An 18,160-nucleotide genomic window follows, 5' to 3' on the forward strand; every position below is an offset into this window, starting at 1 on the left:
TTGGCATCTAAGACAGTAAGTATTCGAGGAATAGGTGTCTGGCGATAGAGGGTTACTGGTGATGAAGCATTACGATATTGATTGGTTGATATCGCACGGATTGAGATGAGTAGGGTAATGATACTGGGTTGCTTTGTATTATTTTGCTGACGTCTCTTGTGCTCAATACACTTTGTTCCGCTCAACAAAAAGGCTTCCACATGGGAAGCCTTAGTCTATTCTGTGATTCGAAATTCGAACCTTACAGTTTGTCAGTTAGCTCGATTGCTTGGCCGATGTAGTTCGCTGGAGTCATCTCTTTCAGACGAACTTTCTCGTCTGCAGGAATCTCAAGACCATCGATGAATGCACGCATGCCTTCGCCATCTACACGTTTACCACGAGTTAGCTCTTTTAGCTTCTCGTATGGTTTTTCGATGCCGTAACGACGCATTACTGTTTGTACTGGTTCAGCCAATACTTCCCAGTTCTTGTCTAGTTCAGCAAGTAGCGCAGCGCGGTTAACTTCAAGCTTGCTAATACCTTTCAGAGTCGAAGTGTATGCAATGATTGCGTAGCCAACACCCACACCTAGGTTACGAAGAACCGTAGAGTCAGTAAGGTCACGCTGCCAGCGAGAAACTGGAAGTTTTTGTGCAAGGTGGCTGAATACTGCGTTCGCTAGACCAAGGTTGCCTTCAGAGTTTTCGAAGTCAATTGGGTTAACTTTATGCGGCATTGTCGAAGAACCGATTTCGCCAGCAATAGTCTTCTGCTTGAAGTGACCAAGAGCGATGTAGCCCCAAACGTCACGGTCGAAGTCTAGAAGGATAGTGTTGAAACGAGCAATTGCATCGAATAGCTCAGCGATGTAATCGTGAGGTTCGATTTGAGTTGTGTACGGGTTCCAAGTTACGCCAAGAGATTCAGTGATGAACTCTTCGCTAAACTGGTGCCATTCAACTTCTGGGTATGCAGAAAGGTGTGCGTTGTAGTTACCTACAGCACCGTTGATTTTCGCTAGGATCTCAACGTTTTCGATTTGCTTGTATTGACGTTCCATACGGTACGCAACGTTAGCCATCTCTTTACCCATAGTAGAAGGAGAAGCTGGCTGACCGTGTGTACGAGACAGTAATGGAATATCACGGTACTCGTTCGCAAGTGCTTTGATAGCATCAATTACGTTACGGATTTCTGGAAGAATCACTGTGTCACGAGCTTCTTTAAGCATAAGCGCGTGAGAGGTGTTGTTGATGTCTTCAGAAGTACATGCAAAGTGAATAAATTCGTTTACAGCGTGAAGTTCAGGAACGCCAGCAACTTTCTCTTTCAAGAAGTACTCAACCGCTTTAACGTCGTGGTTAGTCGTGCGCTCGATCTCTTTGATACGTAGAGCATCTTCTTCGCTGAAGTTAGCGGCTAGTTCATCAAGAAACTGGTTAGCTTCTGCACTGAACGCTGGTACTTCTTTGATTGCATCAGTTGCTGCAAGCTTTTGTAACCAACGAATTTCAACGATAGAGCGGTACTTTAGTAGTCCAAACTCACTAAAGATGCTGCGTAATGCAATAGTCTTACTTCCGTAACGGCCGTCTACTGGTGAAACAGCAGTCAATGCTGACAGTTCCATGGTGTTCTCCTGAATTGAGTTTTCTAAATTTTGAGAGGTTTATACCAGTAACAATCTCAATTGTCACGCACATTGCGCAATCGTTTGCGTGAGAGTTGTGTTGATACAAAAAACAAGCTCGCGACGAGGCGCGAGCTAATAAACTACATTCGAGCTAGTAGGATTTGAGCCTGCTCGATCATCTTCTTACGACCGAAGATAAGGTGGCGACGTTTACCGCCAACTTGACGCCATAACACAGCGCTTCGAATCCCTGATAGAAGCAGTGCGCGAACCTTATGTTGGCTCGATGTCTGCTGAAGTACAGACGGAGTACCAGAAACCTGAATGCGAGGGCCGATAGGGCTGACGACATCAAGGTAGATACTTGCAAGGTTGCTGATCATTTGCTCGTCAAACAGATCAAAGTGTTCAGTTTGGCGCTCTGCAGTTTGAATGCGGTCACCAAGCTGAGACATAGAGTCGTTGCGAGAAGACAGCTTACGCTCAAGCGCCATCAAGCTGATGATGTAACGCGTGATATCGCTACCTGCTGGAGTACTATCGATACCTTTTACTAAGCACTCAAGGCCAAGCTTTAGGTTCGCTTCACGTCCAAATACGCCCACGGTATTCGATGGGTTGGTATTTAAAATGGCACTGAGTGAAGCTTCAAAGGCATCTTTATCACAATGGCCGTCTTTCGCTACTTGTTGAACCAAAGCCACAGCTTGGCAAATTCCGGCGAAAGCAATAGTACGGTCATAAAGTGTATTAGCCACGTAGTAACTCCTAGTTGTCTTCTATCGTTTGTCGTTTGATTGATTAGATGCGCTTTTCGATGATACCACCACCAAGACATACTTCGCCTTGGTAGAACACTGCAGATTGACCTGGGGTCACTGCGATTTGTGGCTCATCAAAAATAACCTTAATGTTCTCATCATCAATTGGGATGATTGTACAAGGAATATCTGTTTGACGGTAACGTGTTTTTACCGTGCATGTCATAACTTCAGTAATTGGTGTGCGATTTACCCAATGAAGTTGAGATGCGATCAAGCCTTCTGATTTCAGAAGAGGGTGGTCTTTACCTTGTACTGCGATAAGTACATTACGCTTAAGGTCTTTTTCACCAACAAACCATGGTTCTTCGTTACCGCCACCACCTTTAGTGCCGCCAATATGAAGGCCTTTACGCTGACCTAGCGTGTGGTACATCAAACCTTGGTGTTGACCAATCACTTGGCCTTCAGGTGTTTCGATGTTACCCGGTTGTGCTGGTAGGTATTTGCCTAGGAACTCAGTGAACTTGCGCTCACCGATAAAGCAGATGCCTGTTGAATCTTTCTTCTTAGCTGTGATCAAGTCTTGCTCTTCAGCAATACGTCGCACTTCTGGCTTCTCTAATTCACCGACAGGGAATAGGCTGCGTGCCACTTGATCTGAGCTTAGCGTGTATAGGAAATAACTTTGGTCTTTGTTGCTGTCTAGACCGCGTAGCATTTCTGGTTTTACGCCAGCATCAAGCTCTTCTTGAGTTGGGAAAGTACGACGAACGTAGTGACCCATCGCAATGTAGTCTGCGTCTAGCACTTCATCCGCAAACTCTAAGAATGCTTTAAATTTGATTTCTTTGTTACAAAGGATATCTGGGTTAGGTGTACGACCTGCCTTGTACTCTTCAAGGAAGTATTCGAATACGTTGTCCCAGTATTCTGCAGCAAAGTTGATAGTGTGAAGGTGGATACCTAGTTTGTCACATACCGCTTGAGCATCAGCAAGATCTTCAGCTGCCGTGCAGTATTCTTCATTATCGTCTTCTTCCCAGTTTTTCATGAAAAGGCCTTCTACCTGATAGCCTTGTTGCTGAAGAAGATACGCCGATACTGACGAATCTACACCGCCGGACATACCGACAATTACTTTCTTTTCGCTGTTTCCAGAGCTGATATCTGACATGTCTAAACACCGTTACTATTACTTGGTCGCAGATTCTAACAGAAAGAGAAACGCCGTGACAGATCCGAGACCGGAATCACAGTTTCATTTGCACAAATAGTGCGCTGACTTTGTTAGAGAATCGCATGAGAGCGAGGTGAGTCGCTAGGATGTCAGAAGTATATGTGGCATAGTCGCTCGAAATCCAAGACCTGAGATAAAAAAATGTCTGAACAAAATGAATTTATGCAAGAAGAAGAGCTGATTGAGATCATCGAGAACCAGCTTGAAGATGGCGAACCAGTGAAAGTGAAAGAGACGTTGATGCGTTTAATGATGACAGGCACTCCACGTGAAGAAGCAATTGCGGCTATGGCATGTGCACTGGCAATTGAAGTATTTGACGTTATGAAAAACGGCGCGGAGTTTAATCAAAAACGTTACGCGGAGCATTTGGGCATGCTGCCTGATTTAAGCTTTATGGAAGGCGAATAAAAAAAACCTTCAGCAAACGTTTGCTATAGTTTGAAAGATTGCCGCGTTAAATATAGCGCGGTAGAATCCGCCACCTATTTCCCCTTGACTTAGACTAGCCTTATGAAATTCCCTGGACAACGTAAATCAAAGCACTACTTTCCGGTTCACGCTCGTGATCCTCTAGTGAGCCAAGCTCAAAGCAGTAAAAGAATGTCACGCACTCATATTATCGGTATTGACCAAACATTGGTGGATATTGAAGCAAAGGTGAGTTCTGAACTTATTGAGAAGTATGGTTTGAGCAAGGGACATTCACTGGTTATTGGCGACGCAGCCGCTGAATCTTTGTATCAAGAATTAAAAGAGCAGTGCCTGATTACCAATGAATACGCTGGTGGCACAATTGGTAACACATTACACAACTATTCAGTGCTAGCGGATGACCGTTCTACACTGTTAGGTGTAATGAGCCAAGATATTAAGATTGGTAGTTACGGTTATCGCTATTTATGTAATACATCAAGCAGAATGGATCTGAACCATTTACAAGGGGTAGATGGCGCAATTGGTCGCTGCTTTGCATTAATTACAGAAGACGGTGAACGTACTTTCGCAATTAGCGAAGGACAAATGAACCAATTAAAACCAGAAAGTATTCCTGAAAAAATCTTCAAAAGTGCTTCTGCTTTAGTTTTAACCGCTTATTTAGTTCGTTGTAAGCCAGGCGACCCTATGCCTGAAGCAACAATGAAAGCGATCGAATACGCGAAGAAATACGATGTGCCAGTCGTTCTTACACTGGGTACTAAGTTCGTTATTCAAGATGATCCAGAATTCTGGAAAGACTTCCTTGAGCAACACGTAACGGTTGTTGCAATGAATGAAGACGAAGCTGAAGCATTAACGGGTGAAAGCGATCCACTGGCTGCATCAGATAAAGCGCTAGAGTGGGTAGACCTTGTTCTATGTACTGCGGGACCTGTTGGCCTATTTATGGCTGGTTATACAGAAGATGCAGCTAAGCGTGAAACGTCACTGCCTTTACTTCCAGGTTCAATTGCTGAATTCAACCGTTTTGAATTTAGCCGTCCTGCGCATAAAGATTTATGTGAAAACCCAACCAAAGTGTATTCGCACATTGCGCCATACATGGGTGGACCAGAAAAGATCAAAAATACCAATGGTGCAGGTGATGCTGCGTTATCTGCTTTATTACATGATATGGCTGCGAATAAGTACCACAAAGAAAACGTGCCAAACTCAAGTAAGCACCAACATTCATTCTTGACGTACTCTTCGTTCTCACAAGTTTGTAAATATTCTAACCGTGCAAGCTATGAAGTGTTGGTTCAACACTCTCCACGTTTATCTCGTGGCCTTCCTGAAAGAGAAGATAGCCTAGAAGAAGCGTACTGGGAAAGATAAGTTACTTTCTTTAATCAGTAGTACTATCAGTATCAGTTGGTTTCTAATACTGATAGTACAAATATAAAAAAGGCTCCGAAAGGAGCCTTTTTTGTTTCTGAATATATTGAAGTCGTAAATAATACTTTGGTCGACTTAAATATTAATTCTATCGCTTAGCGTGTAATTGATTACTCACTAAGTAAACTAAATGTTTAGATAGCAAACTCTTCTAGAGATTTACCAGCATCTAGCTGTTCTTGGATAGCTGAAGGCGTACGGCCTTGACCTGTCCAAGTCTTCTCGTCGCCGTTTGCGTCTACGTATTTGTATTTCGCTGGGCGAGGAGCGCGTTTAGCTTTTGTTGTTTTAGATTTTGCTTCACCAGAAAGTGCAGCAATAAGATCGGCAACATCAATTCCGTCTTTTGCAATTTGTTCAGCAATAGCAGAAAGCTTAGCTTCTTGCTCTGCTTTAGCAGCACGCTCTTCAGCTTCAGACTCTTGACGCTCTTGTACAACAATAGTCAGCTTGTCTAGCGCTTCTTCAAGTTGCTCAAGAGTTAATTCACGTGAGAACGCACGAAGGCTGCGGATATTTAATAGAGTTTTTGTTAATTCAGACATGATATTTTCCATCAAGGTAAACTAAATAATCTTCCTAATAATAAACAGAGCCTAGGAATAAAACAAATAGTATTTCTTCTATTACATATTTAAATATAAAAGTGAGATGAATAGTTGAAAATTCAGAGCTGTATTTCTATCGAATTTATAATAATTATTAAGATTATCTTAAAAAATGATATGTGACTGGTGGAGTAGTGAACTTATGTAGACTATTCTCTTATTGATTAGTTCATTAGCAAAAAGCTATTTTTCTCGGAATGATATGTTGCATTGTTGCTCTTGATGAGTACAATTGCGGCTACCTGATGCGAGGTATTAGTTAATTTGTTGTTAAACTCTGGTTTACACGGTTAATAATGTTATCGCACGTAGAGGTGCAATTATAAAAAGTAACTTCCGTTGGGGTGATGCCAATGAACGGGAATGAAAGGTGTAATTGCCGAAGTAAATTGTATATCTAAGCAATTTGCTGGGGTTGTGCTCAATAGGTACAACACTGCCATAGTCTTAATTTTAAACTATGGAGCGCTACTGTAGGGTTGGGTGAAGTGTTCACTTCCCTTTCGCTTAGTTCAACATGAGCTTGGTCAGCCGTATCAAGTTTGTCTGCAGTAGATCTCTAGCCAAATAAAAAACTGGTTTTTGAAGATCATGAATTTAATAGATTTTGCAACATCACCTTTATCTTTGCTTCCGCCCCTTGTGGCTTTGAGCCTTGCTATTGTTACCCGCCGTGTATTGGTTTCTTTGGGTGTCGGTATCATCATGGGTGCGATTCTACTTGCTGACTACTCAGTAGGTAACGCAGCTAGTTACGTGTTTACTAAAGCATCTGGTGTTTTCATCGAAGATGGTGGCATCAACACTTGGAACATGAGCATCATTGCATTCCTAATTATTCTTGGAATGACAACGGCATTATTAACACTGTCTGGCGGTACTCGCGCATTCGCGGAGTGGGCACAGTCTCGCGTTAAGAGCAAACGTGGTTCAAAACTACTTGCTGCTTTCTTAGGTGTATTCATCTTTGTTGATGACTACTTTAACAGCCTAGCGGTTGGTGCTATCTCTCGTCCTGTAACAGACCGCTTCTATGTATCACGCGCTAAGCTTGCTTATATCCTAGATTCAACAGCTGCTCCTATGTGTGTGATCATGCCTGCTTCTAGCTGGGGTGCTTACATCATCACGATCATTGGTGGCATCTTAGTGACACACGGTGTGACAGAGTATTCTGCACTGGGTGCTTACGTTCGTCTTATCCCAATGAACTTCTACGCTGTATTCGCACTACTAATGGTGTTTGCAGTAGCATGGTTCGGTCTAGACGTTGGTAAGATGCGTGAGCATGAGATCGAAGCATCTCAAGGCCGTGGCTTTGAAGGCGACAACGACCAGAAGCAAGCGCACGATCTAAACGAAGAGCTCGACATCGAAGAGAGCGAAAACGGTTCAGTTTCTGATCTTGTTATGCCAATCGTATCGCTAATTGTAGCGACAGTGGCTGCAATGCTTTACACAGGCGGCCAAGCGCTGGCTGCTGATGGCCAAGCATTCAACCTTCTAGGCGCATTCGAAAACACGGATGTAGGTAAGTCTCTTGTTTACGGTGGTGTTATTGGCTTACTAGTAGCACTAGCGACAGTATTCAAGCAAAAGCTATCTATGACTGATATCGCAAGAACAATGTGGATCGGTGCTAGCTCTATGTTTGGCGCGATTCTGATTCTTGTGTTTGCATGGACTATCGGTTCTGTTATCGGCGACATGAAAACGGGTTCTTACCTATCGTCTCTAGTAACAGGCAGCATTGATTACCACTGGTTACCGGTTATGTTGTTCCTTCTAGCGGGCGTTATGGCGTTCTCTACAGGTACATCTTGGGGTACGTTCGGTATCATGCTACCAATCGCGGGTGATATGGCTGCAGCATCGGATATCGCACTGATTCTTCCAATGCTAAGTGCGGTTCTAGCGGGTGCAGTATTTGGTGACCACTGTTCTCCAATCTCAGATACGACGATTCTGTCTTCTACTGGTGCTCGTTGTAACCACATCGACCACGTCTCGACTCAGCTTCCATACGCGTTGTCTGTAGCGTTCGTATCGTGCATTGGTTTCATCACTCTAGGTATGACATCTTCAATTGGCATCGCATTTGGCGCAGCGTCTCTAACGTTTGTTGCTGTATGTTTTGCATTGGCTTACTTCTCTCGCTGCAAAATGGCGACGTGCAAAAGCTAAAATTGAAAGTTAATCAGTAAACTATCAGGGAGGCGTTTGCCTCCCTTTTTTGTGCCTGTTAATTTAATTTTAAGTTTCGTGAAAAAAGTTCGAATAAATGGTTGAAAAAGGATGTCAGCTTAGTTAGTGTGGAGACAAGACAGCAAACAACCTAAGAGCTGATAAGTATGCGTAAATTAGTAATGAACATTCATCACCATCATCACCCTATCTAGTCTTTCGGGGAGATTTACGTATACCCGGGAGCAAGATTACTCCCGGAGGTTAAGTCAAAAGAATTTAGATTTAAACCCTCGGGATGACAAAGTCCCCGAGGGTTTTTTAGTTTTAGCGCTTTTAAATAATCAATAAATTCAAATATTTGCACAGGGATACAGCAATGCAGACACAACGCCTAAGAATCGCAATTCAAAAGAAAGGTCGCTTAAGTAAAGAGTGCCAAGACCTACTTAAAAAATGTGGTGTTAAATTTAATATCATGGGTGAGCGCCTAGTGGTTCACTCACTAAATATGCCAATCGACTTGTTACTCGTTCGTGATGACGACATCCCAGGTCTTATCATGGATGGTGTAGTTGACCTTGGTTTCATCGGTGAAAATGAACTAGAAGAAGTTCGTCTAGATCGTGTTGCTCTTAAAGAGCCTTCAGAGTTCCGCACACTACGTCGTTTAGACTTCGGTGGTTGCCGCCTTTCAATCGCTATTAATAAAGACGAAGAATACAACGGCCCACAAGACTTAGCGGGCAAACGTATTGCGACAACCTACCCACAACTACTTAAAGCCTACATGGACGAGCAGGGTGTTGAGTTCAGCACTTGTATGCTAACAGGTTCGGTTGAAGTTGCGCCTCGCGCTGGCCTTGCAGACGCTATCGCTGATTTAGTTTCTACAGGTGCAACGCTTGAAGCGAACGGCCTAAAAGAAGCAGAAGCTATCTTCCAATCGAAAGCAACACTGATTCAACGTGTTGGCGACTTCGACGCAGACAAGACCGCACTGATTGAAAAACTACTGACTCGTATGCAGGGTGTTCAACAAGCGAAAGAGTCGAAGTACATCATGCTTCACGCGCCAACCTCTCAACTAGAGCAAATCAAAGCACTACTGCCTGGTGCTGAAGATCCAACGGTTCTTCCTCTATCTACAGACAAAGACAAAGTTGCCGTGCACCTAGTAAGTACAGAGAACTTGTTCTGGGAAACAATGGAACAGCTGAAAGAGTTGGGTGCAAGCTCGATTCTAGTATTACCAATCGAAAAAATGATGGGGTAGTGACGATGAGAACCGTTGTTTGGCAATCTTTAAGTGAATCACAGCAAGACTCGGTATTAGAGCGTCCAGCTATTACTGAAGGTGCAAACATCACAGCGACTGTTTCTGATGTTATTGCAAAAGTACGAAATGAAGGCGATGCCGCGCTTAAAAAGCTGACTGCAAAGTTTGATGGTGTAACTCCAGAATCTATCCGAGTCAGTTCGGGTGAGATTGAAGAGGCGTGTGCTCGTCTAACACCAGAGATGAAGCAAGCGTTAGAGCAAGCTTATAGCAACATTGCTAAGTTTCACGAAGCTCAAAAGCCGCAGCCAATTAAGGTTGAGACACAGCCTGGTGTTGTGTGTGAGCAAGTGACGCGCGCGATTAATACTGTTGGCCTTTATATTCCCGGTGGCAGTGCGCCACTACCGTCAACGGTTCTTATGTTAGGTGTTCCTGCTCAAATCGCAGGTTGTCGTAAGGTTGTGCTTTGTTCACCTCCGCCAATCGCTGATGAAATCTTGTATGTCGCTAAGCTTTGTAAGATCGACGAAGTTTACAACGTTGGTGGTGGTCAAGCGGTTGCAGCAATGGCTTACGGTACCGAGAGTGTGGCTAAAGTCGATAAGATCTTCGGCCCAGGTAATGCCTACGTTACGGAAGCAAAGCGCCAAGTGAGTAATGACTTCCGCGGAGCAGCTATTGATATGCCAGCTGGCCCATCTGAAGTGTTAGTGATTGCTGATGAAACGGCTGATGCAGACTTCATTGCAGCGGATTTGTTGAGCCAAGCGGAACACGGGCCTGACTCTCAAGTAGTATTGGTAACTCCATCTCCAGTGGTTGCAGACCAAGTAACAGAAGCGGTTCAAAAGCAACTGAAAGAACTGTCTCGTGCGAACATCGCTCAGCAAGCATTGGCTTCAAGCTTAATCATCATTGCTGAATCGATCACTCAAGCGATTGCGATTTCGAATTTCTACGGTCCTGAGCACTTGATCGTTCAAACCAAGAACCCACGTGAATTGCTGCCATTGCTAGATAATGCAGGCTCAATTTTCCTTGGTGACTGGTCTCCAGAATCTGCAGGTGACTACGCATCCGGCACAAACCACGTTCTTCCGACTTACGGTTATACCAAGACGTATTCAAGCCTAGGTTTGGCTGATTTCTCTAAGCGAATGACGGTGCAGGAGCTAACAGCCGATGGGTTGAAAGGCCTAGCGCCAACAGTAGTAACAATGGCGGAAGCCGAAGGTTTGGATGCACACAAACGCGCTGTGACTATCCGAGTTGAAAAGTTAAATAAAGCGAAATAAGGGTAGGGCATGGAAAAGTTAGCAAGAAAACAAGTTCAGGCTCTAACACCTTACTTGTCTGCAAGACGCATAGGCGGTACTGGTGATGTATGGCTAAACGCCAACGAATCTCCGTTTGATAACGAGTACAACCTGAACTTGTCTCGTCTTAACCGTTACAGCGAATGTCAGCCAAAAGAGCTGATTGATGCTTACGCTCAATACGCAGGCGTGAAATCAGAGCAAACTCTGACAACGCGTGGTGCTGACGAAGGTATTGAATTACTGATTCGTGCTTTCTGTGAGCCGAACGAAGACGCTATTCTTTACTGCCCACCCACTTACGGTATGTACGCAATCAGTGCAGAGACGATTGGTGTTGAGCGTAAGGTTGTGCCTCTGACTTCTGAATGGCAATTGGATCTTCCAGCTATCGAAGCTCAGCTCGACAACGTAAAAGTGGTGTTTGTTTGTAGCCCAAATAACCCAACCGGTAATTTGGTTGATCGCAAAGACATCATCAAGTTGCTTGAAATGACACAAGACAAAGCGATTGTGGTGATGGATGAAGCGTATATCGATTTTTGTCCAGAAGCGTCAACCGTTGATTTGCTTGAGCAATATCCAAACCTAGCGATTCTGCGCACCTTGTCGAAGGCCTTTGCTTTGGCGGGCTTACGTTGTGGCTTTACGCTAGCGAACAAAGAGCTTATCGATGTACTGTTGAAAGTGATTGCTCCTTATCCAGTGCCAATCCCTGTTGCTGACATTGCCGTTCAAGCACTTTCAGAGCAAGGACTCGCGCGAGCTAAGTTCCAAGTTCTGGATTTAAGTGCTAACCGAGCGTATTTGCAGGCGGGTCTATTAGGTATGCCTCAAGTGACGGTTTTTGATGGCTGGGGTAACTACTTACTGGTGAAATTCCCGAACGGCGATGAGTTATTTAAAGCGGCTTGGGATACGGGCATTATTTTGCGTAATTCACCTATTGAAGACTGTGTTCGTATTAGTATTGGTAACCGCGAAGAGTGCGAAAAGACACTTGGATTCATTCGTAACTTTTATCAGTAATGAAAGGTTTACCAGTAATAACATTTGCCAGTTTGAGTTGATTAATTGGGCTGGCAAGTGAAACCAATATTTTGGGTTAGCGTTTGATTTTAGCTAGGCCACCAGATTTAAAATTAAAAGGAAGTTCAAGTGAGTAAACAACAGAAAATACTTTTTATAGACCGTGACGGCACCTTAATTGTTGAGCCGCCAGTTGACTTTCAAGTAGACCGTTTAGACAAGCTAAAATTCGAACCGCGAGTAATTCCTAGCCTGCTTGCTTTGCAAGATGCTGGTTACCGTCTAGTGATGGTGACTAACCAAGATGGTTTAGGTACCGATAGCTACCCACAAGAAGATTTCGATGCACCACACAATATGATGATGGAGTTCTTCGAATCTCAAGGCGTTAAGTTTGACGACGTGCTTATTTGCCCTCACTTTGACGAAGACAATTGCTCTTGCCGTAAGCCTAAGCTAGGTATGGTTAAAGAATATCTGCAGGGCGGTAAAGTCGACTTCCAACACTCAGTTGTGATTGGCGATCGAGTAACGGATCTTCAACTTGCAGAGAACATGGCAATCCGCGGTATTCAATATGGCCCAGATGCTGAAACGGAAGGCACGCTAAACTGGCCACAAATTGTAAAAGACCTGACGGTTAACGCGCGTGTTGCTGAAGTGGTTCGTACCACCAAAGAAACTGACATCAAGGTAGCGGTAAACCTTGATGAAACCGGTGGCAACAAGATCGATACAGGCATGGGTTTCTTTGACCACATGCTTGATCAAATCGCGACACACGGTGGTTTCCAAATGAACCTGACCGTGAAAGGCGACCTGCACATTGATGATCACCACACAGTAGAAGACACAGCACTTGCGTTAGGCCAAGCTCTGAAAGACGCGCTAGGTGACAAACGTGGCATTGGCCGCTTTGGCTTTAGCCTGCCAATGGATGAGTGTTTAGCTCAGTGTGCGCTAGACCTTTCTGGCCGTCCATACCTTAAGTTCGATGCTAAATTTAGCCGTGAGCAAGTGGGTGACCTTTCAACGGAAATGGTGGTTCACTTCTTCCGCTCATTAACTGACACGCTAGCTTGTACGCTGCACCTTTCTTCTGCTGGCAACAATGATCACCACATCATTGAAAGCCTATTCAAAGCGTTTGGTCGTACACTTCGCCAAGCAATTAAAGTTGAAGGTAACGAGTTACCGAGCAGCAAAGGCGTTCTGTAAGGATTCGGTATGAAAGAGCAAAAAGTCGTTATTATTGATACTGGTTGTGCCAACGTTTCATCGGTGAAGTTTGCGATTGAACGTCTGGGCTACGCAGTTGAAATTTCAAAAGAACCAGAAGTTGTTCTTGCTGCCGACAAGCTATTCCTACCCGGTGTAGGTACAGCAAGTGAGGCAATGAAGAACCTGCAAGAGCGTGACCTTGTTACCCTTGTCAAGCAAGTTGAGAAGCCTCTGCTGGGTATCTGTTTAGGTATGCAGCTGTTAGGCAAACTGTCTCAAGAGAAAGGTCAAAAGGCTGATGAGTTAGTTGAATGCCTAGGTTTGTGTGATGGCGAAGTTCGTTTACTTGAAACGGGCGACTTACCATTACCACACATGGGTTGGAACACAGTAACAGCAACGCCTAATCACCCGCTATTTAAAGACATTGAAGAAGGCGAATACTTCTACTTTGTTCATAGCTTCGCAATGCCAGTGGGCGACTACACAATCGCACAATGTGATTACGGTAATCCGTTCACTGCGGCGGTTCAAAGTGGCAATTATTATGGTGTTCAGTTCCACCCAGAGCGATCTTCGAAAGCTGGCTCTAAGCTGATTCAGAACTTCTTGGAATTGTAATAAGGATTAGGCAGCGGCTAACGTTGCCATATAAGGAATGTAAATGATTATTCCCGCGTTAGATTTAATTGAAGGCCAAGTAGTTCGCTTATTCCAAGGAGACTACGGGCAAGTAACAGAATACAAAGTAGACCCAGCAGAGCAGTTTAATCTGTACCACCAAGCGGGCGCTGGCTGGCTGCACCTTGTTGACTTAACGGGCGCAAAAGACACAACGGCTCGTCAGTTAGACTTGATTGCTAAGCTCCTTGCTAGCACGCCTGCGAACATCCAGATTGGTGGTGGCGTGCGTAACGAACAAGATGTCGTTGATCTGCTAGAAGCTGGCGCACAGCGCGTTGTGGTTGGTTCTACAGCCGTTAAGCAACCTGAGTTGGTGAAAGGTTGGATGGAGAAGTATGGCGCGGAAAAAATCGTGCTGGCTCTAGACATCAACATTGATGAAAGCGGCACACGTAAAGTGGCGATTTCAGGTTGGCAAGAAGATTCAGGTGTGACTATTGAAGCGCTGATTGAAGACTACCTCACGGTTGGCCTTAAACACGTGCTGTGTACCGATATTTCACGTGACGGCACGCTAGAAGGATCAAACGTAGAGCTCTATGTTGATCTTTGCAAGCAGTACCCACAAGTGCAATTCCAATCATCGGGCGGCATTGGCAGCCTAGCTGATATCGAAGCGCTTAAAGGCAGCGGTGTTGCGGGTGTGATTGTGGGTCGTGCGCTACTTGATGGCAAGTTTACCGCAGAGGAGGCATTTGCATGTTGGCAAAGCGAATAATCCCTTGTTTGGATGTCCGTGACGGACAAGTGGTTAAGGGCGTTCAGTTCCGTAACCACGAAATTATTGGTGACATCGTTCCGCTAGCACAACGCTATGCAGAAGAGGGCGCCGATGAATTGGTATTTTATGACATCACCGCATCAAGTGATGGCCGTGTGGTCGATAAAAGCTGGGTGAAACGCGTAGCTGAAGTGATCGATATCCCTTTCTGTGTCGCTGGTGGTATTAAATCAGCAGAAGATGCAGCGCGCATTCTTGAGTTTGGTGCGGATAAAGTGTCAATCAACTCACCGGCATTGGCTAATCCACAGCTGATTACTGACCTTGCTGATAAGTTTGGCGTTCAGTGTATCGTTGTCGGTATCGATTCATACTTCGACAAAGAAACCGGTAAATATCAGGTTTACCAATTTACAGGCGATGAAGCGCGTACTAAAGCAACCAAATGGGAAACCAAAGATTGGGTGCAGGAAGTACAGAAGCGTGGCGCAGGTGAGATTGTGTTAAACATGATGAACCAAGATGGCGTTCGTAACGGCTATGATATCGATCAGTTAAACATGGTGCGTGAAGTGTGTAATGTGCCATTGATTGCCTCTGGTGGCGCTGGTGCAATGGAGCACTTTGCTGAAGCTTATAAAAAGACCAACGTGGATGGAGCACTTGCGGCTTCGGTATTCCACAAACAAGTCATCAATATTGGTGAACTTAAACAGTATTTAAAACAACAAGATGTAGAGGTGCGACTATGAGTTTTGAACCCGTAAGCTTATCAAAAACAGAAGTAGGCGCATTGTCAGAGCGTATTAACTGGGAAAAAGTAGATGGCTTAGTGCCAGCGATTGTTCAAGATTACCAGTCAAGCCAAGTGCTAATGATGGGATACATGAACCCAGCCGCACTTGAGAAAACGGGTGAAACTGGCAATGTGACGTTTTTCTCTCGCACAAAAGAGCGTCTTTGGACGAAAGGTGAAACGTCGGGCAATGTATTGCAACTGCAAAACATCGCCTTGGACTGTGACAGCGACACCTTACTGGTTAAAGTTAATCCCATTGGTCCAACGTGCCACACAGGTACAACAACGTGTTGGGATGGAGACAAGCAAGAAGAGTCTCAGATGGTGTGGCTTCATCAGCTTGAGCAGCTATTGGCTGCCCGCAAGGACGCCGATCCTGAATCTTCTTATACTGCCAGTCTATATGCCCGTGGCACCAAGCGTATTTCGCAAAAAGTGGGCGAAGAAGGCGTTGAAGTCGCGCTTGCGGCGACGTCGGGCGATAAGGCGGAGTTAGTGTGTGAATCCGCAGATTTGATTTACCACCTAATGGTTCTTCTTCAAGACCAAGGCTTATCGATGGATGATGTGGTAAACAAGCTGAAAGAGCGTCATAAGTAAGCTCTCTTTAGATTAATAGAACCGCGTAAAAGACAGACAAAAGCCCCGCAAACAAACATGTTTACGGGGCTTTTTAGTTTTTTAATTTTCAAGATTTCAAGATTTCAAGATTTTAAGATTTTAAGATTTTAAGATTTTAAGATTTTAAGATTTCAAGATTTCTAAGCCCTACGTCACTTTTCTAACCTCTGACTTTGCGTCATTCCGAGGAGCCTAAGCGACATCAGGAATCTCTTCTCTTAATCTGACTTCTTAGTCGAACGAGTTACCCGCAGCACTTCTTGTATTTCTTACCACTGCCACAAATACACGGATCATTACGGCCGATTTTAAAGCTCTCAACGGTTTGATTTAAGCGTGGGTCAATTTCTGGTTGTGTAGTTTGTTCCTGCTCTGGGAAGGTACCATCAATGTAGTACCAAAGACCGTCTTCACGTATAAAGCGAGAGCGTTCTTGCATGCAGTATTGTGCGCCTTCTTCATTGAAGTAAGCTTTAAACTCAACAAAGCCTTCGTCTTGGTGCGAGCCTACCGCAGTATCGATGACTTCTAGTCCTGCCCAATCACTGTTGATAGATTCGGCAATACCTTCTCTTTGCGCTTCTGCGTTGCAGCTAGGGTGGTAAGTCGCAACAACATAGTCAACTAAACCCAACACGTGCGCTGAATAACGAGAGCGCATCAACTGTTCAGGCGTTTCAACAGCACTGTGGTGAAGGTGCGCTGATTCACAGCACTGTTGGTAAGTATTTTTGCTACCGCATGGGCATAAAGACATAGTCAGATCCTGTAAAAATGGCCTCTATTAAGAGGCCATAAGTGAATGCGTGGGAGTTTACCAAGAAACGATCGCTCACCAAAGTTTGGTTTCTGTTGAAGTTATTGAAATTATCAAAGTGTTAGCGCGAAGTTTACTATTTCAAGGCTGGAGACAATAGCTCTTGTGCCCAAGTCGTTGCTTCATCGTAAGCTTGGCCTAGTTGAGCCTCACTGAGCTTGAGAAGTTTACGAATGCGCGTTGCTTCGTCCCATCGGGCTTGTTCATAAGCAATAACCATGGCCAAAATCGCACCTAACACGCCTTTACGTTGGATAAGGGCCTGTTTAATCTCATCGTCGATTGGCACTGAGTCCAGTACTTGCTTCAACGGTTGGTCAAACAGTGAATCCAGTAGCGAGAACATACCGGTCAAAAAGGCTTGTCCTGGCTCAACCTTCACATTCATCTTCTCGACTAAGAGCTCACATTGACGCGCGCGTAATACCGCTAAACCGTAGAGTGAGTCCGGCTTGTCTTCTTTCGCTGATGCGATCGCCACAAGTGAAACGAACTTACGCAGCTTTTGTTCACCAAGGTAAATAAGCGCTTGGCGGAATGAACGAATCGTTGTTGGTGAACCGCCAGCGGAGTTTACGTAGGTAAGTAGCTTATACGACATGGTCACATCGAGCGTAATCAAACGCTCTACTTCACCAAAGTCGATAGGGTCGTGCGCAATCTCTTTTAACAGCTGAACGGTCGTCAGGAATGCCGGGTTGAGCGCACGCGTTTGGATCATCTCTGGCTTGCTAAAGAAATAACCTTGAAAGTAGGTGAAGCCTGCTTTTTTCGCTTCTTGGTATTCTTCGTACGTTTCTACTTTCTCAGCAAGGAACTTGATATCTAGCCCTTTGAGAGAGTTCATAAACATCGCTGCTTTGGCAATTGGCGTCAAACGGATATCGAACTTGATAATTGAAACGTAGGGTAAGAAGCGCTTCCAAGCTTTACTTGGCACAAAGTCGTCTAGCGCAATGGTATAACCCGCGTCAAAGATGGTTTTGATTGCTTCAAGTAATTCGTCTGTTGGTTCGCAGTCTTCAAGAACCTCAACAACGAGGCTTTCTTTGGGGAACAGAGTAGGGACTAAGTTGATTAGGCTTGCATATGGGAAGTTCACGAACCCAAGCTTATCACCCAACGTATTATAGTGGGTCGATAAGAAGTGATCGGAAAGCAAACGGCTAGTAGCGAGCTCCGGCTCTACTTCAGGGAAAGTGTTCTTAGGACCATCCCTGAATAGCAACTCGTAACCTATGGTTTTCTTGCCTGTGTCGAGTATTGGTTGACGCGCTACGTATGAATATTTCAACTTAGTACTGTGTTCGGTTTATTTCTGGTAGAGAGATAATAGCTAATTCACTAGAAATTACCATACACTTTCTAAGAAAGTCTGACCGAC

General features: G+C 44.6%; 17 protein-coding genes, 1 riboswitch and 1 other annotated feature. Of the genes, 11 read left to right on the forward strand and 6 right to left on the reverse strand.

From position 1 onward, the window contains the following. Positions 1-241: 241 nt before the first annotated feature. From purB to mnmA, 3 genes are all read right to left on the reverse strand, one after another. Positions 242-1,612: an adenylosuccinate lyase gene (gene purB / locus A136_RS08940; RefSeq protein ID WP_017065316.1), complete on the reverse strand. Its 1,371-nt coding sequence runs from the start codon at positions 1,610-1,612 to the stop codon at positions 242-244. A gap of 143 nt (positions 1,613-1,755) precedes the next feature. Further along, positions 1,756-2,373 carry a high frequency lysogenization protein HflD gene (hflD, locus tag A136_RS08945; protein ID WP_017060259.1) on the reverse strand — a complete coding sequence of 206 codons (618 nt, stop codon included), beginning with the start codon at positions 2,371-2,373 and terminating at the stop codon, positions 1,756-1,758. 43 nt (positions 2,374-2,416) lie between these two features. Continuing rightward, complete coding sequence (mnmA, locus tag A136_RS08950) at positions 2,417-3,553, reverse strand: tRNA 2-thiouridine(34) synthase MnmA (protein ID WP_017060260.1); 1,137 nt, start codon at positions 3,551-3,553, stop codon at positions 2,417-2,419. Between the two features lie 204 nt (positions 3,554-3,757). Here mnmA and A136_RS08955 point away from each other — a divergent pair, with 204 nt between their 5' ends. Together A136_RS08955 and A136_RS08960 are read left to right on the forward strand one after the other, a co-directional pair. Beyond that, on the forward strand, positions 3,758-4,027 hold the full coding sequence (locus A136_RS08955) for a hypothetical protein (RefSeq protein WP_010439986.1): 270 nt from the start codon (positions 3,758-3,760) through the stop codon (positions 4,025-4,027). Positions 4,028-4,129: 102 nt separating this feature from the next. After that, positions 4,130-5,434 carry an inosine/guanosine kinase gene (locus A136_RS08960; protein ID WP_017065317.1) on the forward strand — a complete coding sequence of 435 codons (1,305 nt, stop codon included), beginning with the start codon at positions 4,130-4,132 and terminating at the stop codon, positions 5,432-5,434. A gap of 194 nt (positions 5,435-5,628) precedes the next feature. Here A136_RS08960 and A136_RS08965 read toward each other — a convergent pair whose 3' ends face one another. Beyond that, complete coding sequence (locus A136_RS08965) at positions 5,629-6,039, reverse strand: H-NS family nucleoid-associated regulatory protein (protein ID WP_017060262.1); 411 nt, start codon at positions 6,037-6,039, stop codon at positions 5,629-5,631. A gap of 364 nt (positions 6,040-6,403) precedes the next feature. Next, positions 6,404-6,581: riboswitch (Lysine riboswitch) on the forward strand. A 112-nt stretch (positions 6,582-6,693) separates the two neighbouring features. Here A136_RS08965 and A136_RS08970 point away from each other — a divergent pair. The 9 genes from A136_RS08970 (at position 6,694) to hisIE (ending at position 15,938) form a co-directional block, all read left to right on the forward strand. Continuing rightward, on the forward strand, positions 6,694-8,286 hold the full coding sequence (locus tag A136_RS08970; protein WP_017060263.1) for a Na+/H+ antiporter NhaC family protein: 1,593 nt from the start codon (positions 6,694-6,696) through the stop codon (positions 8,284-8,286). Positions 8,287-8,476: 190 nt separating this feature from the next. Then, positions 8,477-8,612: a sequence feature (His leader region), on the forward strand. 53 nt (positions 8,613-8,665) lie between these two features. After that, positions 8,666-9,562 carry an ATP phosphoribosyltransferase gene (gene hisG, locus A136_RS08975; RefSeq protein WP_017060264.1) on the forward strand — a complete coding sequence of 299 codons (897 nt, stop codon included), beginning with the start codon at positions 8,666-8,668 and terminating at the stop codon, positions 9,560-9,562. Beyond that, positions 9,562-10,863, forward strand: a complete 1,302-nt coding sequence (gene hisD, locus A136_RS08980; protein ID WP_017065318.1) for a histidinol dehydrogenase — start codon at positions 9,562-9,564, stop codon at positions 10,861-10,863. Before hisG ends, hisD begins: the two co-directional genes overlap by 1 nt. Before the next feature lie 9 nt (positions 10,864-10,872). After that, a complete protein-coding gene (gene hisC, locus A136_RS08985; RefSeq protein ID WP_017060266.1) occupies positions 10,873-11,913 on the forward strand; it encodes a histidinol-phosphate transaminase in 1,041 nt (346 codons plus the stop codon). 129 nt (positions 11,914-12,042) lie between these two features. After that, positions 12,043-13,131, forward strand: a complete 1,089-nt coding sequence (gene hisB, locus A136_RS08990; RefSeq protein ID WP_017065319.1) for a bifunctional histidinol-phosphatase/imidazoleglycerol-phosphate dehydratase HisB — start codon at positions 12,043-12,045, stop codon at positions 13,129-13,131. Positions 13,132-13,140: 9 nt separating this feature from the next. After that, complete coding sequence (gene hisH / locus A136_RS08995; protein ID WP_017060268.1) at positions 13,141-13,755, forward strand: imidazole glycerol phosphate synthase subunit HisH; 615 nt, start codon at positions 13,141-13,143, stop codon at positions 13,753-13,755. A gap of 43 nt (positions 13,756-13,798) precedes the next feature. Then, positions 13,799-14,536: a 1-(5-phosphoribosyl)-5-[(5-phosphoribosylamino)methylideneamino]imidazole-4-carboxamide isomerase gene (gene hisA, locus A136_RS09000; RefSeq protein WP_012604374.1), complete on the forward strand. Its 738-nt coding sequence runs from the start codon at positions 13,799-13,801 to the stop codon at positions 14,534-14,536. Further along, on the forward strand, positions 14,518-15,291 hold the full coding sequence (gene hisF / locus A136_RS09005; RefSeq protein ID WP_017060270.1) for an imidazole glycerol phosphate synthase subunit HisF: 774 nt from the start codon (positions 14,518-14,520) through the stop codon (positions 15,289-15,291). The genes hisA and hisF overlap by 19 nt, the downstream gene beginning before the upstream one ends. Then, entirely contained in the window at positions 15,288-15,938 is a 651-nt protein-coding gene (hisIE, locus tag A136_RS09010) for a bifunctional phosphoribosyl-AMP cyclohydrolase/phosphoribosyl-ATP diphosphatase HisIE (RefSeq protein WP_017060271.1), read from the forward strand. Before hisF ends, hisIE begins: the two co-directional genes overlap by 4 nt. Positions 15,939-16,203: 265 nt before the next feature. On the opposite strand, the gene A136_RS09015 is transcribed toward hisIE, so the two are convergent. Together A136_RS09015 and A136_RS09020 are read right to left on the reverse strand one after the other, a co-directional pair. Continuing rightward, positions 16,204-16,716, reverse strand: coding sequence for a YchJ family protein (locus A136_RS09015; RefSeq protein WP_017060272.1), 513 nt, complete (start codon positions 16,714-16,716; stop codon positions 16,204-16,206). 136 nt (positions 16,717-16,852) lie between these two features. Then, positions 16,853-18,070, reverse strand: a complete 1,218-nt coding sequence (locus A136_RS09020) for an EAL and HDOD domain-containing protein (RefSeq protein WP_029235300.1) — start codon at positions 18,068-18,070, stop codon at positions 16,853-16,855. Between the last annotated feature and the right edge of the window lie 90 nt (positions 18,071-18,160).

It is taken from the genome of Vibrio crassostreae 9ZC13 (genome assembly GCF_000272045.2).
Lineage (GTDB): Bacteria > Pseudomonadota > Gammaproteobacteria > Enterobacterales > Vibrionaceae > Vibrio > Vibrio crassostreae_C.